Origin of the sequence: Ruegeria sp. HKCCA6707 (assembly GCF_013033515.1) — a bacterium.
Lineage (GTDB): Bacteria > Pseudomonadota > Alphaproteobacteria > Rhodobacterales > Rhodobacteraceae > Ruegeria.
The window spans coordinates 168,586-191,481 of sequence record NZ_WQEG01000006.1 but is presented as its reverse complement, the minus strand read 5'-3'; the positions used below and the strand labels follow the sequence as shown (position 1 = coordinate 191,481).

The 22,896-nt window shown below is 59.0% G+C and carries 24 protein-coding genes; 3 read left to right on the top strand and 21 right to left on the bottom strand.

Features of this window, described 5'->3' with window-relative positions:
• Nucleotides 1-13 precede the first annotated feature (13 nt).
• Both GOW40_RS15730 and pdeM read left to right on the top strand, forming a co-directional pair.
• Nucleotides 14-2,425, top strand: a complete 2,412-nt coding sequence (locus GOW40_RS15730) for a ligase-associated DNA damage response DEXH box helicase (protein ID WP_171231084.1) — start codon at nt 14-16, stop codon at nt 2,423-2,425.
• 41 nt (nt 2,426-2,466) lie between these two features.
• The gene (gene pdeM, locus GOW40_RS15725; protein ID WP_171131477.1) at nt 2,467-3,129 is read left to right on the top strand and encodes a ligase-associated DNA damage response endonuclease PdeM; all 663 of its coding nucleotides are present in this window, start codon (nt 2,467-2,469) and stop codon (nt 3,127-3,129) included.
• Between the two features lie 8 nt (nt 3,130-3,137).
• Here the strand turns inward: pdeM and GOW40_RS15720 are convergent, their stop codons facing one another.
• From GOW40_RS15720 to ruvC, 18 genes are all read right to left on the bottom strand, one after another.
• Nucleotides 3,138-3,773, bottom strand: coding sequence for a LytTR family DNA-binding domain-containing protein (locus tag GOW40_RS15720; RefSeq protein ID WP_254444465.1), 636 nt, complete (start codon nt 3,771-3,773; stop codon nt 3,138-3,140).
• Nucleotides 3,774-4,082: 309 nt separating this feature from the next.
• Entirely contained in the window at nt 4,083-4,973 is an 891-nt protein-coding gene (gene folD, locus GOW40_RS15715) for a bifunctional methylenetetrahydrofolate dehydrogenase/methenyltetrahydrofolate cyclohydrolase FolD (protein ID WP_171131481.1), read from the bottom strand.
• A 52-nt stretch (nt 4,974-5,025) separates the two neighbouring features.
• A complete protein-coding gene (locus tag GOW40_RS15710; protein ID WP_171100400.1) occupies nt 5,026-5,331 on the bottom strand; it encodes a chorismate mutase in 306 nt (101 codons plus the stop codon).
• 58 nt (nt 5,332-5,389) lie between these two features.
• Nucleotides 5,390-7,066, bottom strand: coding sequence for a formate--tetrahydrofolate ligase (locus tag GOW40_RS15705; protein WP_171131483.1), 1,677 nt, complete (start codon nt 7,064-7,066; stop codon nt 5,390-5,392).
• Nucleotides 7,067-7,232: 166 nt separating this feature from the next.
• Nucleotides 7,233-7,808: an MOSC domain-containing protein gene (locus tag GOW40_RS15700; RefSeq protein ID WP_171131485.1), complete on the bottom strand. Its 576-nt coding sequence runs from the start codon at nt 7,806-7,808 to the stop codon at nt 7,233-7,235.
• 95 nt (nt 7,809-7,903) lie between these two features.
• Nucleotides 7,904-9,820 carry an ATP-dependent zinc metalloprotease FtsH gene (gene ftsH, locus GOW40_RS15695; protein ID WP_171100405.1) on the bottom strand — a complete coding sequence of 639 codons (1,917 nt, stop codon included), beginning with the start codon at nt 9,818-9,820 and terminating at the stop codon, nt 7,904-7,906.
• 77 nt (nt 9,821-9,897) lie between these two features.
• Nucleotides 9,898-11,151 carry a tRNA lysidine(34) synthetase TilS gene (tilS, locus tag GOW40_RS15690; RefSeq protein WP_171131487.1) on the bottom strand — a complete coding sequence of 418 codons (1,254 nt, stop codon included), beginning with the start codon at nt 11,149-11,151 and terminating at the stop codon, nt 9,898-9,900.
• On the bottom strand, nt 11,148-11,981 hold the full coding sequence (gene ybgF, locus GOW40_RS15685; protein WP_171131489.1) for a tol-pal system protein YbgF: 834 nt from the start codon (nt 11,979-11,981) through the stop codon (nt 11,148-11,150). Before ybgF ends, tilS begins: the two co-directional genes overlap by 4 nt.
• A 4-nt stretch (nt 11,982-11,985) precedes the next feature.
• Complete coding sequence (gene pal, locus GOW40_RS15680) at nt 11,986-12,495, bottom strand: peptidoglycan-associated lipoprotein Pal (RefSeq protein ID WP_171231083.1); 510 nt, start codon at nt 12,493-12,495, stop codon at nt 11,986-11,988.
• A gap of 89 nt (nt 12,496-12,584) precedes the next feature.
• Complete coding sequence (gene tolB / locus GOW40_RS15675) at nt 12,585-13,904, bottom strand: Tol-Pal system beta propeller repeat protein TolB (protein WP_171131494.1); 1,320 nt, start codon at nt 13,902-13,904, stop codon at nt 12,585-12,587.
• Nucleotides 13,901-15,016, bottom strand: coding sequence for an energy transducer TonB (locus GOW40_RS15670; RefSeq protein WP_171131496.1), 1,116 nt, complete (start codon nt 15,014-15,016; stop codon nt 13,901-13,903). Before GOW40_RS15670 ends, tolB begins: the two co-directional genes overlap by 4 nt.
• A 9-nt stretch (nt 15,017-15,025) precedes the next feature.
• Complete coding sequence (tolR, locus tag GOW40_RS15665) at nt 15,026-15,502, bottom strand: protein TolR (protein WP_171131498.1); 477 nt, start codon at nt 15,500-15,502, stop codon at nt 15,026-15,028.
• A 2-nt stretch (nt 15,503-15,504) separates the two neighbouring features.
• The gene (gene tolQ / locus GOW40_RS15660) at nt 15,505-16,200 is read right to left on the bottom strand and encodes a protein TolQ (RefSeq protein WP_171100419.1); all 696 of its coding nucleotides are present in this window, start codon (nt 16,198-16,200) and stop codon (nt 15,505-15,507) included.
• 106 nt (nt 16,201-16,306) lie between these two features.
• Nucleotides 16,307-16,690, bottom strand: coding sequence for a tol-pal system-associated acyl-CoA thioesterase (gene ybgC / locus GOW40_RS15655; RefSeq protein ID WP_171100421.1), 384 nt, complete (start codon nt 16,688-16,690; stop codon nt 16,307-16,309).
• Nucleotides 16,687-17,310, bottom strand: coding sequence for a hypothetical protein (locus tag GOW40_RS15650; protein WP_171131500.1), 624 nt, complete (start codon nt 17,308-17,310; stop codon nt 16,687-16,689). The genes ybgC and GOW40_RS15650 overlap by 4 nt, the downstream gene beginning before the upstream one ends.
• A gap of 64 nt (nt 17,311-17,374) precedes the next feature.
• Nucleotides 17,375-18,394, bottom strand: coding sequence for a Holliday junction branch migration DNA helicase RuvB (ruvB, locus tag GOW40_RS15645; RefSeq protein ID WP_171131503.1), 1,020 nt, complete (start codon nt 18,392-18,394; stop codon nt 17,375-17,377).
• 4 nt (nt 18,395-18,398) lie between these two features.
• Nucleotides 18,399-19,076: a Holliday junction branch migration protein RuvA gene (gene ruvA / locus GOW40_RS15640; protein WP_171131505.1), complete on the bottom strand. Its 678-nt coding sequence runs from the start codon at nt 19,074-19,076 to the stop codon at nt 18,399-18,401.
• A complete protein-coding gene (gene ruvC, locus GOW40_RS15635) occupies nt 19,073-19,570 on the bottom strand; it encodes a crossover junction endodeoxyribonuclease RuvC (protein ID WP_171131507.1) in 498 nt (165 codons plus the stop codon). The genes ruvA and ruvC overlap by 4 nt, the downstream gene beginning before the upstream one ends.
• Before the next feature lie 332 nt (nt 19,571-19,902).
• Between ruvC and GOW40_RS15630 the strand changes: the two genes are divergently transcribed.
• Nucleotides 19,903-20,106 carry a DUF1127 domain-containing protein gene (locus tag GOW40_RS15630; RefSeq protein WP_171100430.1) on the top strand — a complete coding sequence of 68 codons (204 nt, stop codon included), beginning with the start codon at nt 19,903-19,905 and terminating at the stop codon, nt 20,104-20,106.
• Between the two features lie 128 nt (nt 20,107-20,234).
• Here the strand turns inward: GOW40_RS15630 and GOW40_RS15625 are convergent, their stop codons facing one another.
• The 3 genes from GOW40_RS15625 to GOW40_RS15615 all read right to left on the bottom strand — a co-directional run bounded on the left by GOW40_RS15625 (nt 20,235) and on the right by GOW40_RS15615 (nt 22,853).
• Nucleotides 20,235-20,579 carry a hypothetical protein gene (locus GOW40_RS15625; protein WP_171100713.1) on the bottom strand — a complete coding sequence of 115 codons (345 nt, stop codon included), beginning with the start codon at nt 20,577-20,579 and terminating at the stop codon, nt 20,235-20,237.
• Nucleotides 20,580-20,683: 104 nt separating this feature from the next.
• Nucleotides 20,684-21,556 carry a 50S ribosomal protein L11 methyltransferase gene (locus GOW40_RS15620; RefSeq protein WP_171131509.1) on the bottom strand — a complete coding sequence of 291 codons (873 nt, stop codon included), beginning with the start codon at nt 21,554-21,556 and terminating at the stop codon, nt 20,684-20,686.
• 64 nt (nt 21,557-21,620) lie between these two features.
• On the bottom strand, nt 21,621-22,853 hold the full coding sequence (locus tag GOW40_RS15615) for an MFS transporter (protein WP_171100434.1): 1,233 nt from the start codon (nt 22,851-22,853) through the stop codon (nt 21,621-21,623).
• Nucleotides 22,854-22,896 lie beyond the last annotated feature (43 nt).

Here is a 22,896-nt window from a genome sequence, read left to right as displayed (position 1 = left end):
ATAATCTGCGTTCATGACGCAGATTCCATCGCGGATCACGGATTGGTTCAGCCAAAAAGGCTGGTCCATCCATCCGCATCAACAAGACATGTTCGACCGGGCCCAAGAACCCGCCTGTTTGCTGATTGCCCCCACGGGCGGCGGCAAGACCATGGCCGGATTTCTGCCCTCGCTGGCCGAACTTGGCGAAGGCGGGCATGACGGGCTGCACACCATCTATGTCTCACCGCTGAAAGCGCTGGCAGCGGATATCAAGCGGAACCTCCGCACGCCCGTCGACGAGATTGGGTTGCCCATTCGGATCGAAGACCGGACAGGCGATACCTCAGCCACTCGCAAGAAACGCCAACGCGCGGACCCTCCGCATATCCTGCTGACTACGCCGGAAAGCCTGGCGCTGCTGACCTCATACGAGGACGCGGCCCGGATGTTTTCCGGCACGCGTCGCATTATTGTGGATGAGATCCACGCGCTGGCCGAGAGCAAACGGGGCGATCAGCTGATGTTGGCGCTGGCGCGGTTGCAAACGCTGTGCCCCGAACTGCGGCGTGTTGGCCTGTCGGCCACAGTCGAAGATCCCGACGCCATCGCCCGCTTTCTGGCCCGTCATCCCGATCCCTGCCACATCGTGCAAGCAGATCCCGGGCCCGACCCCGATATCGCGATGCTGCAAACGGAAGAGATGCCGCCCTGGTCTGGCGGTGGTGCGGCCTATGCGATACCGGCGGTGTTGGAGCAGATCAAAAAACACAAAACCACGCTGATCTTTCACAACACCCGCGCGCAGGCCGAGATCTTTTTTCACAACCTGTGGCTGGCCAATGATGACGCTCTGCCAATTGGCATCCATCACGGCAGCTTGGAACGGCAACAGCGCGAAAAGGTCGAAGCCGCCATGGTGCGCGGTGATCTGCGGGCCATCGTCTGCACCGGCAGTCTGGATCTGGGGATCGACTGGGGGGACGTAGATCTGGTGATCCAGATCGGCGCGCCTAAAAATGTCAAACGTCTGGTCCAAAGGATCGGACGAGCCAACCACCGCTATAACGCGCCGTCCAAGGCGCTTTTGGTGCCGGCAAACCGGTTCGAAGTGGTGGAATGCGTGGCCGCGCTTGAGGCCGTGAAAGCCCATGATCTGGACGGCGACCCCCGCGCTGCGGGCCCTCGGGATGTCCTTTGCCAACATATCCTGATCGCAGCGGCCTCGGGCCCGTTTGATGCGGATATGTTGTACGCCGAGCTTACTTCGGCCGGTCCCTATGCTGCGCTCCGCCGTGACAGTTTTGACGCCTGTCTGGAATTCTGCGCCACCGGCGGCTACGCCCTACGCGCCTATGACCGCTGGCAACGGTTACAGCAACGCCCCGACGGGCTATGGCAGCTGCGCGACCCGCGCGCAGCTCAGCGCATTCGTATGAACCTCGGTACTATTCAAGACACCGACACGCTGAAGGTGCGATTAAAGCGCAGCCGGGGCGGCAAACCTCTGGGTGAGGTCGAAGAAGCCTTTGCCGCCTCTCTCACACCCGGTGACACCTTCCTGATCGGCGGGCAGATCGTGCGTTATGAAGGGCTGCGCGAGATGGTGGTCGAAGTGAACCGTCGGGCCGACCGCAAACCCAAGATCGCCACCTTCTCGGGCACGAAATTCGCCACCTCGACCCAGCTGAGTGACCGTATCCTGCGCATGTTTGCCCAACCCGACTGGCCGCAATTGCCGAAACACACAGCAGAGTGGTTGGCGCTGCAACGTCAGATGTCACGACTGCCTCAGCGTGAGCGGTTGCTGATCGAAAGCTTTCCCAATGACGGGCGCGAGCATCTGTGTGTCTACGGCTTTGCCGGGCGCAACGCGCAGCAGACGCTGGGCCTGCTTCTGACCAAAAGGATGGAGGAAACCGGCCTTGCGCCGCTGGGCTTTGTGGCGACAGACTATGCGACATTGATCTGGGGGCTTGAGGCCGTGACCGACCCCCGCCCCTTATTCAACATCGACGCTTTGCGCGAGGGGTTGGACACCTGGCTGGCCGGAAACGCGGTGATGAAGCGCACCTTCCGCGCCTCGGCCACCATAGCGGGGCTGATCGAACGCAAGACCGCCGGGCAGAAGAAGTCGGGACGTCAGGCGACATTTTCGTCTGATATCCTCTACGACACGCTTCTGAAATACGACCCCGACCACCTGCTGATGCAAATCACCCGCGAAGAAGCCATGCGCGGGCTAGTCGATTTCGGGCGGATCGAGGCCATGATCTCGCGTATCGGGGACCGCATTGATCTGCTGCGGCTGGATCGCGTGTCACCACTGGCTGCACCTTTGTTCCTTGAGGTAGGCAAAGTTCCTGTCAAAGGTGCAGCAGAAGAACGATTGCTGGCGGAAGAAAGCGCGCGTCTATTGCAGGCTGCAGGATTGGCCGCGCAATGATTCCGCTTGCAACTGGCGCCTCAAGCAGCAAAGAACGTTTCATGAACTTTGTTGACTTCACCTTCTGCGGACAAGCGCTTCGGGCGCTGGGGTCTGGGGCGTTATGGTGGCCTGAGCAGCGCGTGCTATGTGTCTCTGATCTGCATCTCGGCAAGTCTGAGCGCATCGTCAGACGGGGTGGCGTGGCCCTTCCACCCTATGACAGTCGCGAAACGCTGACGCGTCTGGCCGCCGATCTCGAACATAGCCAGGCCGAGACGGTGATTTGTCTGGGCGATAGTTTCGATGACCTCGATGCCTCGCGCGCCTTGCCTGCGCAAGACAGATTGCAGATCACAGCAATGCAGGCCGGGCGGCGTTGGATCTGGATCGAAGGCAATCATGATCCTGGCCCTGTTGAACTGGGTGGAACTCATCTTTCCGAATGGGTTCTCGGGTCATTGGTGTTTCGCCATATCGCGACTGCGGATGGTGTGGGAGAGATTTCGGGCCACTACCACCCCAAAGCCAGCCTTGCAGCCAAGGGAAGAACGATTTCGCGCCCGGCATTCCTTGTCAACGGGCAGCGCTTGATCCTTCCGGCGTATGGCACCTATACCGGCGGGCTGAGATGTACCGACGCCGTTCTGGCCAAGCTGATGACCGGTGAAGCGCAAGCGATCCTGACCGGCAGCAATCCTGTCAAGATACCCATGCCACGGTAACGCGCAGGCTAGATCAGCCCTGCCTGTTCCAGGCCCGGGCGGTATTTTCGACTGATCGAAACAAGGTCACCATTGCTGAGGCGCAGAAACGTCTTGCCACCCTGTTTTTCGGTTCCTTCAATCGCAGAATCCACCACCCAGTGCGAGCGATGTGCACAATGGCCCTCAACCGGCTCCATTTCAGCGATGGCATCCGTGAACCGGGATCTGATCGTGAACACTCCCTCCGAGGTTACGACATCGACGCAATGGTCCCGTACCGCCAATCGAAAAACCTGGCCCGAAAACGTCTCTGGCAGGCGGCTATACAGACGAGGCACGGGTTGCTGTTGCGTCTCCTCCTCAGTCACACGATCTCCCTGCCGGACAAGAAGCAGCCCGGTGGCAAAGATCGCGCCATAAGGGAGCACTGACGCTAAGTTCGGAGCGGTCAACCCGCTGCAGGTGAAGATCAGCCACCCCAACAGCCACAGAGACGGTGCAAACAGGGCAAGAATCACGACGGCATAAATCACGTCCCGCGTAAAAACCGCAGCATCGCTCAACCGCTCCTGCAGCATTTTTCGAGCTACCCATGTCACCGTGAGTGCCAGAGCCAGAACTCCGGTCCAAAAGAGCAGCCGCAGAGAAAACGACAGCTGCATGTCTCCAAACGGCTTAAATGAGTAGGCTAATAGAGGGATAAACACCAAACCTGCCAACACTCTCTGAAGGCTGAGGTGAGCGTTCAACCCGCTCAATCTCGAAGACGCGACACTTAACATTTATCCTCCGAGTGCCGGGCCAAACAGGCGCCAGCGATTGGAACGTAACCATTTGGAATAGAACGTTTATCACGGCTTTCGGACAACGCAAAGCGTTAGGAAGAGAGTTAAAGCATTTGTTAGGCATCTTGACAGGCCGCAAGTTTTATATCGTCGCAGCCTGTCATCTTTAGGAAACGCATCTCTGACTTAGGCGGTCAGACCCTCGGGTTCGGGCAGGCCGTTAGCGCGGCAACAGGCCGTCAGTGTGTTCGCCAGCAGGCAGGCGATGGTCATGGGTCCGACACCGCCGGGTACAGGTGTAATGGCTCCCGCGCGCTCGGCGGCGCTGGCATAATCCACATCCCCAACCAGCTTGTTCTTGCCATCGCGCTCGATCCGGTTGATGCCCACATCAATCACGGTTGCGCCTTCCTTGATCCAGTCGCCCGGCACCATTTCAGGGCGTCCCACTGCGGCCACAACGATATCCGCGCGGCGCACAACATCAGGCAGGTCTTTGGTCCGAGAATGGGCGATTGTTACTGTGCAACTGTCACCCAACAGCAGCTGCGCCATTGGCTTACCCACGATATTGGACCGGCCAATCACAACCGCGTCCATGCCCGACAACGAGCCATGGTGTTCGCGCAGCATCATCAAGCACCCCAGTGGCGTGCAAGGTACCATCGACTTCTGCCCAGTGCCCAGCAGGCCCACATTCGAAATGTGGAACCCGTCGACATCCTTGGCAGGATCAATCGAGTTGATCACCAAATCTTCGTTCAGATGCTTGGGCAGAGGCAATTGCACAAGAATGCCGTGAACCGCAGGGTCGCTGTTTAGCTTGTCGATTAAGGCAAGCAGATCCTCTTCCGAGGTGTTGGCCTCCAGCTTGTGCTCATACGAGTTCATGCCAACTTCGACGGTCTGTTTGCCCTTGGAGCGGACATAGACCTGGCTGGCCGGATCCTCACCCACCAGAACAACCGCAAGTCCAGGGGTGATCCCGTTTTCCTCTTTCAGCTTTGCAACCTGGTCGGCCACTTGCGCGCGCACTTTGGCGGCAAAGGCCTTTCCATCAATAACCTGAGCTACCATTTTGTCGTCCCTTCTTTCAGAAAACGGATCGGGCGCAGCAGCGCCCGGTCTGTCAATCAGTGCCAATCACACGTTCTTCGCGTGCGATAGACCAGTCAATCAGGATGCGCCACAACCGCTCGGCCAGATCAGGGTCCAATCCCCGACGGTCCGACGCAGCACGCACACGTTGCACCACTTCTTCGACGCGGTCCGGAATTCGGGCTGGCAGGCCCTCGCCCGGTTTCAATTCAGCGGCACGGTCGATATATCCAGCGCGCGTTTTCAGCATTTCGATCAGGTGTCTATCCAGACTGTCGATCTGCGCCCGCAATTCACCCATGGTTTTGCAATCCTGCGGCGACGTCAGTGTGGGCATTGGTGTCTCCTCGTGGCCCAGGGCTGTTTCCGGACCACGAGATGTCTTATTCGAGGGCTTAGAACAAGCCCTCAATCTGACCTTCATCATTCAAACAGATCGCTTCGGCGGCTGGCTTACGAGGCAGACCCGGCATTGTCATGATCTCACCGCAGACAACCACGATAAAGCCGGCACCTGCAGACAGACGAACCTCGCGCACCGGCACCGAGTGTCCCGTAGGCGCGCCGCGCAGTGTCGGATCGGTCGAAAACGAATATTGGGTTTTTGCCATACAGACAGGCAGGTTGCCGTATCCAGCAGCTTCCCATTCGCGCAATTGGTTGCGGATTTTATTGTCGGCCAGAACTTCGTCGGCGCGATAGATACGCTTGGCAATGGTTTCGATCTTTTCAAAGAGCGGCATGTCGTCAGGGTAAATCGGCGCGAAATTCGCTGTCCCACCCTCAACGATCTCCACGACTTTTTCCGCCAAAGGCGCTGACCCTTCCGAGCCCAACTCCCAGTGGCGCGACAGAACCGCCTCGACCCCGTGATCAGCACAGTATTTCTTGACCGCTTCAACCTCGTCGTCGGTATCAGTGACAAAGTGGTTGATCGCGACAACAACTGGCACGCCAAAAGACTTCACGTTTTCGATGTGGCGACCCAGGTTGGCGCAGCCATTGACCACCGCGTCCACGTTCTCGGCCCCAAGATCAGCCTTTGCGACACCGCCATTCATCTTCATCGCGCGCACCGTGGCCACCAGAACCACCGCAGACGGCGCGATACCGGCTTTGCGGCACTTGATGTTCATGAACTTCTCGGCACCCAGATCAGCACCAAAGCCGGCTTCGGTCACGACATAGTCGGCCACTTTCAGCGCGGTCTTGGTCGCGATCACCGAGTTGCAGCCATGGGCGATATTGGCGAACGGTCCGCCGTGGACAAAGGCCGGGTTGTTTTCCAGCGTCTGCACCAGGTTCGGCTGCATCGCGTCTTTCAGCAGCACGGTCATTGCGCCTTCGGCCTTGATGTCGCGGCAATAGACTGGCGACTTGTCACGGCGATAGGCCACGATGATGTCGCCCAGACGTTTTTCCAAGTCCTGCAGATCGTTTGCGAGGCAAAGGATAGCCATAACCTCAGAGGCCACGGTGATGTCGAACCCGGTCTCGCGCGGGAAACCGTTCGAAACACCACCCAGCGACGCGGTGATCTGGCGCAGGGCACGGTCGTTCATGTCAACCACGCGGCGCCAGGCGACGCGGCGGATGTCGATCTCGGCCTCGTTGCCCCAATAGATGTGGTTGTCAATCATCGCCGAGAGCAGCGAGTGGGCTGAGGTAATGGCGTGGAAGTCACCGGTGAAGTGCAGGTTCATCTCCTCCATCGGAACAACCTGCGCATATCCGCCACCAGCAGCGCCCCCTTTCATACCAAAGTTGGGGCCAAGCGACGCCTCGCGAATACAGATCATCGCGTTTTTGCCGATGCGATTCAAACCATCGCCCAGACCAACGGTGGTGGTGGTTTTCCCTTCGCCCGCGGGGGTCGGGTTGATCGCCGTTACCAGAATAAGCTTGCCGTCTTCGCGGCTCTGCACCGAGTTGATAAAGTTCTGGCTGACCTTTGCCTTGTCATGGCCGTATGGCAGCAGATCAGCAGAGTCGATGCCAATCTTGGCTCCGATGTCCTGAATCGGCTTCTTGTTCGCTTCGCGGGCGATTTCGATGTCGGATTTATAGCTCATTGGGCAGCGTCCCTGATTGAATGCCGTGCAAAACCGACGAAACACGTCGGCATTGCGCAACATATACTGATGCGCACACCGCTAATGGTAATGGATTCCGACATATTCATGCCGCGAAACGGCGTTGCCGGTGGCTGCGCGACGCAAATCGGAAACCAACTGTCCCTTAAGGCTGCCAAAGTGGCTGATCCGGCACAAACAGCCGCATCCTGTCGCCAAGCTTCAGAACTCCGGGCCGCTCGACCCATGCCGTTACACCCCGTCGACCTTGAGCGGCAGGTTTGAAGCCCGCGCCATATCCGGTGTGATCCGCCTCGATCTCGCGCCCAGGCAAGACACAAGGCGCATTCTCCATATCAACGGTGATCGTTGCGCCCGCGTCTGTTTGCAGACGCGAGGACGGAGGGATATGCGAAAAATCCGGGATCCCTTCCAGAACGATCGACGCCCCCAGATAGGACGGATCAAGCCGATCCATCTTCATCTCCGCCGCAATAGCATTCAGCTCTTCAACCGACAGGACCGACAATTGGCGCACATTGCGGATTTCGGTTCCTTGAGGATAGAGGTTCTTGACCCGAACACAGGACGCGCGATTGAGCCCTTCGTGCCGCTCGCCCTGAACACCGTCAAACCGCAGGTCCCGCTTGTCCACCGAGGCTGCACGCAGGGATTGGCCTGCTGGAACATGGCCCAACCAAACCACTTCGCCTGCATATTCGGTTTCTTTCAAAAACGGCATCGCTTGGTCCCTTCTGCGCATTTCATGCCATGCATAAAGCGCAGGAACATGCTGAGGGAAAGCAAAAACCCGGGCGTTGGCCCGGGTTTTGATTTTTACGCCGAAGGTTCCGGCTCCATCCCGCCGTCCGGCGGCGACTTCTTGACCTTGGTCTTCGGAATGGCGGTTACGCTGGGGGCGCTGCCCTCATCCGGCTTGTCGCCCTCGTCGTCACTTTCGGTGGGCGGCTCACCGTTCATGACGCGCTTGATCTCGTCGCCCGTCAGGGTTTCGTATTCCAGCAACCCTTGTGCCAGACGCTCCCATTCCTCGTTCTTTTCGGTCAGGATCTTATACGCCCGCTCATAGCCCTGCTGGATCAGGCGCTTCACCTCTTCCTCGATCAGCTCTTTGGTATGAGCCGAAACCGAAAAACCGGCAGTATTGCCCTGATAACCTTCGTGCGCTTCGGCATAGTCAATGTTGCCAACTTTGTCAGACATGCCCCAGCGCATCACCATCGCACGCGACAGCTGGCTGGCCTGCATAATGTCACCGGCCGGGCCGTTCGAGACATGATCTTCACCGTATTTGATGACCTCAGCGGCCTTGCCCGCCATGGTCATGGCCAGCTTTTGCTCGCATTCATCGCGGTGGTAGTTCAGACGGTCCATCTCGGGCAACGACACAACCATACCCAGCGCACCACCACGCGGAATGATCGTCGCCTTATAGACCGGATCACAAAGCGGCAGTTCCAAACCGACGACAGCGTGACCCGCCTCGTGATAGGCGGTCTTTTCCTTCTGATCCTGGGTCAGCACCATGCTGCGGCGCTCGGCCCCCATCATCACCTTGTCCTTGGCGTTCTCGAAATCTTCCATGGTGACAAAGCGACGGCCTACACGGGCAGCCATCAGCGCAGCCTCGTTCACCAGGTTCGCCAGATCAGCACCAGAGAAGCCCGGGGTTCCTCGCGCTATGATGCGCAGATCGACATCGGGGCCCAATGGGGTCTTGCGGGCGTGAACGCCCAGGATTTTCTCGCGGCCTTTGATGTCAGGGTTGCCGACGGTCACGTTGCGGTCAAACCGGCCCGGACGCAGCAGCGCGGGGTCTAGAACGTCCTTGCGGTTGGTGGCCGCCAGAATGATCACACCTTCATTGGCCTCGAACCCGTCCATCTCGACCAGCAACTGGTTGAGGGTCTGTTCGCGCTCATCATTGCCGCCGCCGTAACCTGCGCCACGATGGCGGCCCACAGCGTCGATCTCGTCGATGAACACGATACACGGCGCGTTTTTCTTGGCCTGTTCGAACATGTCGCGGACGCGGCTCGCACCGACACCCACGAACATCTCAACAAAGTCCGAACCGGAAATGGTGAAGAACGGCACACCCGCCTCACCCGCAATCGCACGGGCCAACAAGGTTTTACCAGTGCCAGGAGGGCCCACCAACAGCGCGCCTTTGGGGATCTTACCGCCCAAACGGCTGAATTTCTGCGGGTTGCGCAGGAATTCCACGATCTCTTCCAGTTCTTCCTTGGCCTCGTCGATGCCCGCGACGTCGTCAAAGGTCACGCGGCCATGCTTTTCGGTCAGCATCTTGGCCTTGGACTTGCCAAAGCCCATCGCGCCGCCTTTGCCACCGCCCTGCATCCGGTTCATGAAATAGACCCAGACACCAATCAGCAGCAGGAAGGGAAGCAGTGTAATCAGGAACGACTGAAAGCCCGACTGCTGTTGTTTTTCGGCGCGAACCGGAATGTTCTTGTCGATCAGCAGTTTGGTAACTTCGGCGTCACCTGGCATGATGGTGACAAAATCGCGGTTCTCGCTTGTACGGTACCGGATCTGCTCACCATCCAGCGTCACGTTGGTCACGTCACCGGAATTCACGGCGCTGACGAACTCTGAATAGGTTCTTTCATTATTCTGGAGCGTTCCACCCGATCCGCTGAACAAATTGAACAGTGCAAGGATCAACAGAAACAGAACGACCCAGAAGGCGATATTACGAGCGTTGCCCAAGGAAAATCTCCCCAAAGGTTTCGACAGGCGGGGACCTGCCGGAGTTGCTCTTTAAAATAGAGAGGATTGTGGCAGGTTCAATGCGATAAAATCGAACAGTAGAACTTGGACCGCTCCGGCGTCAAATCGGCACGCCAGCCATTGCCGAAACCGGCCACCGGAGCGGACAGAACCGTATCGCCCTGCCATAAGGCCGGGGAAGCCAGGATGGCGGCCCGTGGCTTGCCCATGGCCCGCCAGTCCTTAACCTGAGAGATACCGTCTTCGCCCAACACGCGGATTTCTGCCCCTTGCGCTGGTGGCCCGCTCAGAACCCAGCGCTGATCCCATAGGTCGCGTGGGTCGCACACCTCATGAGAGACCGCGTTTAATTCCCTGCAAATCCACAACTTTTCCTTGGCCGGCACCAGCATGCAGCCACCAATGGTCATGTTTTGACGCTCCTCGACAGCACGCATTGCTTGATCTACAGCGCTGTATCTCGGGGCATACGCCCCCCCGGTGATCCACAAAATGGCTGCTGTCAGGATTCGGCGGCGAATTTCGACGGGCAGCAACAGAAATCCCGCGATCTCGATACAGATGTCGCCATCCGAGACCTTTGTGACCCGGCGCGCAGCTTCTTGCGCATAGAGCGCCAAGGCCTCACGCGCTTGTACCATATTGTCAGCAACACGAGACAATGTTTGCGCATTCAAGCCGATCTGTTCCAATTGCGCCATCGCGTTGCGGGTCTTGATCCGGTCAAAGCGGTCATCCTGATTCGACGGATCGTCGATCCAGGCCACCCCCGCCTCAGCCAGATAGGCCCTGAGTTCTGACCGGGTCACAGACAAAAACGGTCGCAACAAATCAATACCGTCTTCGCGTCGGATCGCCGCCATGGCCGAAAGGCCCGAGACCCCAGCGGCGCGGCCAAGCCGCATAAGCACGGTTTCGGCCTGATCATCCGCTGTATGACCCAGCGCGATGGCAGGCAGGTCATGATCCCGCGCCCAGCGGGTCAGTAGTTGATACCGCGCGCGGCGGGCCTGATCTTGCAGGTTTCCGGTACCGTCCCAACCCTGCCATTTCAGGATGTGATGCGGAATCCCCAATGCGCTGGCCTGCGCGGCAACACTGGAGGCCTCGGCGGCAGATTCGCTGCGCAACCCGTGATCGACCGTCGCCGCATAAAGCGCGATGCCGTCTTGCCGGACAATGTCCGCCAGCAAATGCATAAGCGCCGTTGAATCGCTGCCGCCAGAGACTGCCACACCCAAGCGGCGTGGCAAGGGATCGGGCAGATGCGCCCGCAATATGGACTGAAGGGTCACATGTTCAACGCTCAAGAACAGCCCAACGCAGCCATTTCCTGAGCCGCAGATCCAGACGGGATCGATCCGGGGAAACGGACACCAACTTCACCCAATGTTATACAGGCTTGATCGGTCTGCCCCAGACGCCCCAGCGCCGCCCCCAGTTCAAACAGAGCTTCGGGCGCCAAAGGCCCCTCGCTGTCGCCGGTAAAACTGGCCAGGAAGGCGCGCGCGGCTTCGCGTGTATCACCAATGCCTTTCAGGGCCTGCCCCCGCCGCAAATTGGCTTGCGGGGCCAGCGGGCTGCCGGGATATGACAGATCGAACTGTGAGAACAGAGAGGCCGCAGTCTGAAAGTCACCATCTGCCAGTGCCTGAGACGCAGTGTCGAAATCGGCTTGCTCACCTACGGCCAACTCGCCCTGATCCGAGATCACTGGTTGCGCAGGTGATGGTGATGGCGCGACAGCAACCTGATCTGCCGGCACATCGCCACCCAAAGTCGATGTCTCACCCAATGTGCTCAGATCACCGCCTTCCAGCTCGACCAGTCGGAACTCAAGATCACCAATCCGGTTGGTGCCGTCCGTAACGATATTCTGCACCCGCTGATTCAATTGCTCGGTCTGACGGGTCAGGCGCTGCAATTCGGCCTCGATGGCATCGACGCGTTCCAGAACGGAACTGCCGGCCAGGTTTGGTGCAGGTGATCCGGTGGTTGAAAACTCGCGCTTAAGGCGCTGTATTTCCACGTGCAACACCGTCAGCTCTTGCCGGATATCCGCCAAGGTCTGCTGATCCTGCGCCCGGGCCACCCCTGCGACAGCAACAACGGTTGCCAGAACCAAACCTGCAATACGCATCAATTTACCCCAGTGTTGAGCCGGTCAGAACGGTCACAGCCCGGCGGTTCTTGGAATAGCATTCTTCGGTGCTGCAAATCTCGATCGGCCGTTCCTTGCCGTAGCTGACAGTGTTAAGGCGCGTGCCAGCGACTCCGCGAGAGATCAAGAAATCCCGTGCCGAATTTGCCCGCTGCGCACCTAAAGCAAGGTTATATTCCCGTGTACCCTGCTCATCCGCGTGCCCTTCGATTGTAGCCACAAAGTCGGGGTTGGCCAGCAGCCAATCCGCCTGCCCTTGTAGGATGATCTGCGCCTCGGGCGTCAAAGTGGACTGGTCCACGGCAAACAACACCCGGTCACCAACGGTTTGCTGGAAATAGGCGGGCGAACGCGGATCGCTGGGTGAGCCCTGCAGCAATTGGCCATCAGGGCCAAGTCCGCTGCCTCCATCCAGATTTGAAGGATCACTATTGGTACATGCCGCGATCAGCGCCAGCGCGCCCACCGCTGCGACTTTGCTCAGAAGGTTCATTTCAAGTGCCTCGTGCTCGGTTTTGATTATTGCTCTGTCTCTACCACATTGCCGGGATGTTGTGAACGTTGCGCACCGGCGCGCGATGATCAATTCTGCAAAGGCCCCCAGGACGGATCGCTGCCACCGTCGGGCGTGCGCACCGGTTTCAGGTTCCGGCCCGAGATATCCACCGAATAGAGCGTCGAGCGCCCGCTGGCCCCTTGGGTTTCGCGGGTGAACATGATGACCCTCCCATTGGGCGACCAGGTGGGGCCTTCGTCCAGGAAGGACGCCGTCAAAAGCCGCTCCTCGCTGCCGTCAACGCGCATCACGCCGATATGGAACCGGCCTTTGTTCTGCTTGGTGAACGCAATCAGATCGCCGCGCGGTGACCAGACAGGGGTGCCGTACCGACCTTGGCCAAAGCTGATCCGTGTTGCCTCACCCCCGTTCGCGGGCATGATATAGAGCTGCGGTGTCCCCGACCGGTCGCTTTCGAACACGATCTGGATGCCATCTGGCGCATAGCTGGGTGCGGTTTCAATCGCGGGCGTATTGGTCAGGCGCACGCTTTGGCCCGACGCGATGTCCATCTTCCACAGATCCGTATTGCCACCTTGCGTCAGCGAATAGACGATCGAGCGCCCGTCCGGCGAGAACCGAGGCGAAAAGCTCATGGTGCCGTCCAACGTGTTCAGCTCTTGCCGGCGCACACGGGCCACGTCCAGAACATAGATCCGCGGTTGCCCGGTCTCGTAGCTGGTATAGAGCAGGCGGTCGCCCGAGGGCGAAAAGCGAGGGGCCAGAACGATCGAAGCGCTGTCGGTCAGGTACTGCACATTCGCCCCGTCATAATCCATGATCGCCAGCCGTTTGCGGCGCTGATCCTTGGGGCCGCTTTCCGAGACAAAGGCGACGCGGCTGTCGAAATAGCCCCCTTCGCCAGTAACGCGGCTATAGACCTGATCGGCAACTTTATGCGCCATGCGCCGCCAGCCTTCGGTTGTACCGGCAAACTGCAAACCGTTGCCCAGCTCTTGCCCGGAAAACACATCCCACACCCGGAACCGCACCGTCAGTCGGTTGCCCGATAAGTTGACCGCACCGGTCACCAAAGCCTCGGCATTGATGGCTTTCCAATCGGCAAACTGCACCGGCGCATCAAAGCTGTTGACCTGGCTGATAAAGGCGTCCGAGGAAATCTCACGAAACAGCCCGGTGCCCGTCAGATCTGCTGCGACAACACGCGAGATATCTGTGGCGTATTGGGACGCGGACGGCCCGTCGGGGACAAAGCGCGGCACAGCAAAGGGCAAAGGTTCGATGATCCCTTCATCCAGTTCCAACCGCAGCGGTCCGTTTTGTGCGTGAACCGGTGCCGACACCAAGGTCAGGCCCATCAACAGAACGGTCAGCAATCTCATCATTTGATCCGCATCCTCTCGGGATTGAAGGTAATCTCAATATCCTGCCACTGATCGTATTTGTCAGCCGGCAAAGTGTATCCTTTGGCACCGCATCTCAGGATCGCGCGACGCGCGGCCTCATACGCTTGTTTCGCAGCACCCGCCGATCCGCCAGAGCTGTCGATCATGCGCAGACTTCCCCCAACAACCTTGCCACCGCGGGTCAATGAAAACCCGACCACCACGACAACGTTCAGCGCATCTGTAGACAGAGAACCCACGTTCCAGCACCGCGACACGGCCAACCGCATCGCGTCTTTTTCGCCGCTGGTCAAGGGCGGCCCCGAGGGTTCGGTGCCTTCACCCAAAGCCTGTGCCAGCGCGTCTTCAATGGCCGACGGCGCGGCTGCTTCGGGTTCTTGCGTCTGGGGTTCTTGCGCTTCGGGCTCGGGCGCTTCGGCGACCTCTGGTTCAGGTGCAGGGCGGTTGGGGCGCACACGCGGGCGCGGTGACGTGGCGGGCGCTGACTCCTGCGTCTCTTCGGCCTCGGTCACAATCTCGGGCGCGGCCTCTTCCGGCGCGGTCTGTTCTTGCTGCTCCTGTTGCGTTTCGGCCCCTTCCTCCTGCGAGACCGGAGGGGTTTCGATATCGTCGGGCCGCGCATCCGGTGGCGGTGGCGCAATCGGATCAGGAGCGATCTTGTCGGAAGGGGCGGGTTGCGAAGATGGCCCGGGCGGCAGTGGCAAAACAGCAGTTTCCGGTTCCGGCTCGGTCAGCGTCGGCGGCTCTTCCACCAACTCAGGCTCGGGTGGCAGTTCCAACGTCTTCGGTTCACTTTCGACCTCGGGCTCTGCTGGCGTTTCAACCGTCTCGGATTCGGGTTGATCCTGTTCGGTCGGCTCTGGCGTGTTGGTTTCGTCCTCCGGCGCATCGGGCTGCTGCAATGCCGCAGGGGTCACCGGCACTTCGGGCGCAAGCTGCTGCGCCTGCAACGCCGCGAACTGTTCAGCCGTAATGACAGAGACATCCTGCACGGACATCGGCAATGGCTCGGACCGGAATGTGCCGCCGAACAGAGCCCAACTGATCAGGCTGACATGCGCTACCGCAGAAATCTTGGTGCCGGTGTCCACCGTGCGACCTCACTCTCCACCTTCGTCCAGCGTTGGCCCGCCCGTATCGGTGACCAGTCCAACATTGGAAAACCCGCCCGCATTCAAGGCCCCCATGATCTGCATGACCTGTGCATAAGGGATCGACCCATCCGCCCGCAGGAACACCCGATCACTGCTGCGTTCTGCCGCAATGGCCCGCAACCGGCCAATCAAATCCTCGCGCGCGACATCGGTTGTCTGTATTTGCACCCGGCCATCCGCCGTCATCGTAACGGTCAAGGGTTCTTCGTCATCGCCCGGCAAGGCGCTGGCAGCGGTCCTGGGCAGCTCGACCGGGACCCCCACCGTCAGCAATGGTGCAGCCACCATGAAAATGATCAGCAAAACCAGCATGACATCCACAAAAGGTGTCACGTTGATCTCAGCCATCGGCTGAGACCTACCACGACGCCGTCCGCGCCTGCGCCCCCCGTTGCCCGAAGATTGCTGAACCGCCGCGCCCATGGTCAGCTGTCCAACTGACGCGACAGGATCGTTGCGAATTCATCGGCAAAGGCTTCATAGCCACCGACGATCCGATCACTGTCGGCGCTGAGCTTGTTGTAGAAAATCACCGCAGGGATCGCTGCCAACAGACCCAAGCCTGTGGCCAGCAAAGCCTCGGCAATACCCGGGGCGACAACGGCCAAGTTGGTGTTCTGCTGTTCCGCAATCTCGATAAAAGCGTTCATGATGCCCCAAACGGTGCCGAATAGGCCGATAAAGGGCGCGGTCGAGCCCACGGTGGCCAGAATCGGCAAGCCCTTTTGCAGCGTTTCAGCCTCCTTCGCGATGGCTACATCCATTGACCGGTCGATCCGCGCTGTCGCGCCTGCGATCAACCCACCATCTGTACGGTGCGAGCGCCGCCATTCGATCATACCGGCTGCAAAGATCTTTTCCGAGCTGCCATCGGGCTGCGTCCCGATCTCTTCGAACAACTCATCCAGCGGGTTGCCAGACCAGAACAGCTCATCAAAACCCTGCGCTTCGCGCCGTGCCGCGCGGTAGTTGATCAGCTTTTGAATGATGATCGCCCAGGACCAGACCGACGCCGCAATCAGCATCAACATCACCAATTTGACGATAAAGGTCGCGCGGGCATAGAGCCCCCACATGGAGAAATCGATCTCCTGCGCCAGCGCCAGCGTTTCAGCTTCCATGAACCTGCTCTTTAGTTTTGCCTGACGGCCATTTGGCCTTGTTTTGACGAACGCTAACGCAGTTGGGGATGAAAAGCCAACAGAACCACCGCGATTGAGCTCTTTGTTACATCAATGCGCGAATCTCTGCCGGAAGCCGCACAGGTTTCCCCTCGGCATTCATGCAAACAGCCGTCACTTCGGCGCGGAAAATCTCGGTCTCGCCCCGTTTGATCAGTTGCGACATGGTCAGCCGCGCGCCTGACAGCGCGGCGATCTCGGTTTCGACAACCAATTCATCTTCAAACCGGGCTGCGGACAGGTAATCCGCCTCGATCCGCCGCACCACCCAGACGATCCCGGCGTCACGCATGGCGTTCTGGTCATTGCCCAGCTTGCGCACCCAGTCCGACCGCGCCCGTTCAATGAATTTCAGATAATTGGCGTGATACACAACCCCGCCCATGTCGGTATCTTCGTAATAGACCCGCACCGGATAGATGTGTTTCATTGCGGAAGCTCCAGCCGGGCAAACAAACGCAGTGCGTGCGACGCGTCCTGCGCCGCGCCCGGCAAGACCGGATCGTAGGCTGCCCGGATCAAAGCGGCAATGTCGGGGCGCAGGATCGTCGCCTCGCCTGCGATCGCCAGGGGCGAGGCGTTTCGAAAGGCGGTATCTGACCACAGAAGCATGGTCTGCACCACCTGGCTCAGCGCCAGAGTTTCCGCAGGAACCTTGGACAGGTCCTCGTCCATTCGCAGAAAGACAAAGGCGGCGCGAATGGCGCCATCTTCTTCGAACCGGAAAATGCGGTACTGATTGGCCTCAGCCGCAACCAACCTCTCGACCAGCGGCACCAGATCGGGGATCAACCGGTCCAGATCTGGCACTTCCAGCAATTCTTGCCAGTCGCGGAAAAAGAACACCATGCAGTTGACGCCCAGTTCCGGGTCCGTCTCGGCCATCGCGTGACCGGCCAGCGCCACCACGGCCTCAAACGCGCCTTTTACCGTGGACAGCGTCGCGTCCTCGACACCAAAGACCACCGGCACGATGGGCCGCCCCCAACGGGCAAACAGAAACTCGCCACTTTCGCGGGTAAACAGCCTTTCGATATCGCCCGGAGTCACGCCCTGCCTCTTCTTCTTGTTTCAAATACGGCCGCCGGAGGCATAAAATCTAAGCTCGGCAATATCAACCAAACAGATCGCTTTGGCTCTTTGGGGCAGCCATCCCCAAATGCGTCCACGCCTTTTGCGCCAGCATCCGCCCACGCGGCGTGCGCTGGATCAAACCCTGTTGCAACAGATAGGGCTCGATCACCTCTTCCAGCGAATCCCGGCTTTCGGACAAGGCCGCAGACAGGGTTTCTATCCCCACCGGCCCACCCGCATAGTTCTCGGCGATCAGTGTCAGGTATCGACGGTCGGCACCGTCCAGCCCCAGATTGTCGACGCCCAGCCGGGTCAAGGCCCCATCGGCCAGTTCGCGTGTGATCCGCCCGTCGCCTTCTACAATGGCGAAATCCACAACCCGCCGCAGCAATCGCCCCGCAATCCGGGGCGTACCGCGTGACCTTCGCGCGATCTCGCGCGCGCCGTCATCATCCGCAGGAGCCCCAAGCTTTCGCGCATTCCGCGTGACAATCTCGTGTAATTCATCAACCGTATAGAACTGCAACCGGGTGGGAATGCCGAACCGGTCGCGTAAGGGCGTGGTGAGCAGACCCATTCGCGTGGTCGCGCCGACCAGAGTAAAGGGCTGCAACTCAATCCGAACCGTGCGAGCCGCAGGGCCTTCGCCGATCACCAGATCAAGCTCGAAATCCTCCATCGCAGGATAAAGCACTTCTTCTACCGCCGGGTTCAGGCGGTGGATTTCGTCGATGAACAGCACGTCGCGCGATTCCAGATTGGTCAGGATCGCCGCCAGATCCCCCGCCTTGGCCAGTACCGGCCCCGAGGTCATGCGGAAATTCACTCCAAGCTCACGCGCCATGATCTGCGCCAGCGTGGTCTTGCCCAAACCGGGGGGGCCGTGAAACAGAGTGTGATCCATCGCCTCGCCCCGCTGGCGAGCCGATTGGATGAAGATGCGCAGGTTCGCGCGGGCCTCGGCCTGGCCGATGAATTCATCCAGCCCCTGAGGGCGCAGCGCGCGGTCATTGTCCTCGGGCATTGGCTCGGGGCGCAGCGTGGGATCGGCATCAACCATTCATTTACCCTTTCGGCGCCAACAGACGCAGCGCGGCGCGGATCAGATCGGCCTCACCGGCGTCAGGCTGGCTTGCCGCCGCTTCAGCCACGGCCGAGGCCGCATCTGATGGTCCGTATCCCAGATTGGCCAGTGCCGAGAGCGCGCCAGCGCTTGCAGCAGCTGAGCCGGATGCGGGTGCGGGTGCACGCTTGGGCTTGGGCGCAGGCTCGTTCAGTTCCACCACGTCCAGCGCGGGCCCATCCATAGCCTCGGCCACGGTTCCGCCCATGGCCATAACGCCGGGCGCCTTGTCCTTCAGATCCAGCACAATGCGCTGCGCCGTCTTGGGGCCAACCCCTTTAGCGGCCTTGACCGAGGCCCAATCGCCCAAGGCAATCGCACGGCTGACCCCATCAGGACCCAGCGCGCTGATGATCGCCAGCGATACCTTGGCCCCAACCCCCTGAACCGAACAAAGCAAGCGGTGCCATTCCTTCTCGACCAGTGACAGAAAACCGTAGAGCTGCATCAGGTCTTCACGCACCACCATATCAGTGTAGACCGACACAGCCTCGCCCACACCGGGCAAGGCCGCCATGGTCCGGTCCGAGCAATAGACGATATAGCCCACACCACGCACATCGATCAGCACGTGATCTGCGGCGCGGTATTCCAGCCGCCCTGTCAGTTTGCCGATCATGCCCGCACCTCTTTCAAACGCGCCTGCTGCGCCACGCCATAATAGGAATGACAGATCGCAATCGCCAGCGCGTCAGCCGCGTCAGCCCCTTTTGGATTGCACCCCGGCAGTTGCAGCTTGACCATATGGATGATCTGCTCTTTCTCCGCGTGCCCTACCCCGACCACAGTTTTCTTGACCCGGTTCGGCGCATATTCGCCAACAGGCAACCCCGCCTGTGCCAGCGTCAACAATGCCACGCCCCGCGCCTGGCCCAGCTTCAACGTGCCCGCCCCGTCCTTGTTGACAAAGGTTTGCTCGATGGCGGCCTGATCAGGTTCGTGTTCGGCGATGACCTCGACAATCTGGTTGTGCAAAGACAGCAAACGCTCACCCAGATCATCCCCATCAGACTGGCACAATCCGTTTGCAACATGGCTCAGACGGCTGCCGCGCGATTCGATGACGCCCCATCCCAGGGTTCTCAGCCCCGGATCAATGCCCAGAATTCGCATGTTTTGCCCCAGCCTGCTCGGGTTATTGTGATATTTTTATCCGATTAGCACGAAGCGTGAACATTTTCCAAGGAAATTACGCCAAAGTCCGATTGCGACATTCCTGTTCCGGGTACGACGCCATCGCCTTTTTACGACAGCAAATGGTCGAAATTCGACCGCTTCATGAACGCGAATTAACCTGTTTTTTAAGGGGATTACAGGAAACTCGAGCATTGCAGAAATTGCATGGGACACATGCAATTTTTGATCTTGTCGGTGCCGTTTCAGATCACTAACTGCCGCCAAGATCACAAGACTTGATGTCACCACCAACCAGAAGGAAACAGGATATGGCTGTACTGGATTTCACCCGCGCCACCACTGGCTCGTTCGGCCTTGTCGGCCGTATCGGCGCAACGCTCGTAAATGCTGTTGTTGAATGGAATGACGCCCGTTCGACCCGCAATGCACTGAACGACCTGAGCGACCGCGAGCTTGAAGATATCGGCCTGTGCCGCGGCGACATCGACCTGGTTGCCGAAGGCCGCCGCTAAGTCGCGAAGCGTTGTCGGTTTACCAATCGAAAATCACATCGCGAAAAAGAAACACCGCATGCCAAACGGCAGGCGGTGTTTTTTAATACGCCGAAGCGCAACCAAAGGATCGAAAGAACCTTTGTCGGTCAGTACCAGATTTTCGCCAATTGCGAGGCGGCGAATTCTGAAACCGGGTCAGCCTGCATGATCCATGCACCGGCCTTTTCGACAGATGTGCCTTCGGACAGGCTTGCAACACGGTTTTCATACGCCCCAGCGCCCAGATGCGTCAGCAACAGCGCTTTGAAGCCGATAAAACCGAGTATGCACAGCAGCAAAAATTTCGCTGGAATGCCTGAACGCACACGTTGCGGCTTCATCACCACCAAGCCATCCGACCGCATGGTCGTCCGATAGCCGCGGCTCAGTTTGTCATGTTTCTTAACCAGGCGCGTTACGCGCTGATCGAATTCCAAGTGTTTAGTCGTCATGGCAGCCTCCGAAAACCGCCCCCCAATCAATTTAGTAAAACGTAAATTCAGAATGTGCCGAAACCGTGGCAAAAATCCATAAAACTCCTGTAAATGGCCGCAATTTAACCCTGTTTTCTTAAAATTAGCGTCGTCCACTCACCAATCTGGCTCTGATGGTGAAGATTGAATTCATTTTGTAAATAAACGTTCAACACATCTTGGGCTTGTTCGTTAAGGATTCCCGAGAGAATCGCTTGTCCACCCGGCCTCAGATTGGCGGAAATCTCGGGTGCAAGCGCTACCAGAGGGCCTTTTAGGATGTTGGCAAAGATCAGATCATATGGCGCGTGCTTGTGTAGATCAGGGTGATCGAACCCTGCCGCCTCGACACATTGAACGGCGCCATCCATGTCATTTGCTTTGAGGTTTGCCTTTGCCACGTCAACGGCGACCTCATCGATGTCGCTGGCGATGATATCCCCATCCCAAACGCGCGCAGCAGCCATTGCCAGTACTGCCGTACCGCACCCAATATCTGCGACCTTCGTTGCGGTGAACCCTTCGTCCAACAAACGGTCCAGCGCCTTGAGGCAACCAAGCGTTGTTCCATGATGCCCTGTGCCAAAGGCCATGGCCGCCTCGATCAGCAAAGGGATGCGGTCTTCGGGTAGTTTGTCGGCATCGTGAGCGCCATAAACAAAAAAGCGCCCAGCCTCGACCGGGGCCAGTTCACGCCGCACATGCGCGACCCAATCTGTCTCGGGCAATTCCGAGACCACAAAAGGCTTGGCCTCGAAGGCGACAGCCAGAACGGCCAGCGCCGTCTCATCGGGATCTTCCGTGAAATAACCGCCCACTTCCCAAAGGCCCGATCCGTCCTCGACTTCGAAAACGCCGATCCCGGTCGGTTCGGGCTCCAGACGCTCCATCGCTTCGCCCAGGCTTTCGGCGGCCTTCTTACCTGTCAGCGTGGTGAATGCGGTGAATGTGGGCATCGGGGCCTCCTGTCTCGGTCGAAACAGCGCCTAGGCCGCTGCGCCGCCAAGGTCAAGCACGCCTTTATTCCGCCGGGGCGGGTGCGTATTTGGTCAGAACCGTCTCATTCCCCGGCTCGGGATGGCGGGGGATCAGCAGCGACAGGGCAAGCGAGATCAAGGCCATTGCCGCCGCCAAACCAAACACGGCCCCCGGCGATACCACCCAGAGCAGACCCAAAAGCGCAGGCAAGAACACCGCAGCGATATGGTTGATGGTAAAGGCCACCGCCGCGGTTGGCGCGATATCTGCCGGATCCGCGATCTTCTGGAAATAGGTTTTCAGGGCCAGCGCCAGCGCAAACAGCACATGGTCGATCACATAAAGGATCGCGGCCAGAAGAACGCCCCAGCCGAACCAATAGATGCCCCCATAGGCCGCAAAGACGATGGCCAAACCGGCATATTCAAAGATCAGCGTCCGACGCTCGCCAAATTTGGCGACAGCTTTGCCCAGTAAAGGCGCCGCCATCATGTTGATCATCAGGTTGATCAGATAGAGGCTGGTCAGCTCGTGCACTTCAAACCCGAACTTTTCGACCATCATGAAGCCTGCGAAAACGACAAAGATCTGCCGCCGCGCACCGGCCATGAATTGCAGCGCATAATAAAGCCAATAGCGTTTGCGGAGGATCAGCTTTTTGGTCTGCTGCGTTGGGGCATCGAATTGCGGGTAAGCCAGCAGACAGAACAGCGCCAGCAGTGCCGTCACACCCCCTGCGGCCATGAAGACAAAGTTATAGGACAGATCGAACCGGTCCCAGGTCAGGACAATCAGCCCATAAACCACCGCCGTGGCGGCTGAGCCCATTGCAACCAACCAGCCCAAAATCTGCGGCGCGCGATCCTTGGGCAACCACTGTAATTGCAGTGACTGGTTGACCGTCTCGTAATAGTGAAACCCGATTGAACTGAAGAGCGTCACGAATAGCAGCCCGCCCAAGCTGGGAAACCACGCTGTCACGGCGGTTGCCACACCCAACATCATCAGCGAGATCATCGCCAGTACCTGTTCGCGGATGAAGATGATCACCGCGATCACGCCAACGGCCAGAAACCCGGGGATTTCGCGCACAGTGTGCAACAAGCCGATATCGGCCCCGTCAAAGCTGGCCACTTCGATGACGAAGTTGTTCAGCAAGGCGCTCCACGCGTTGAACGCAATCGGCATCGTCAGCGCCATCACGAACAAGAGCGTAATGGGACGACGCCAGAATGGCAGGCTTTGCGCCTCGGCAAGGGGCATGGGTTTCAGCATGAGACCCCTCTACGCCCATTTTGCCGGTTTGGCGAGAGGCGAC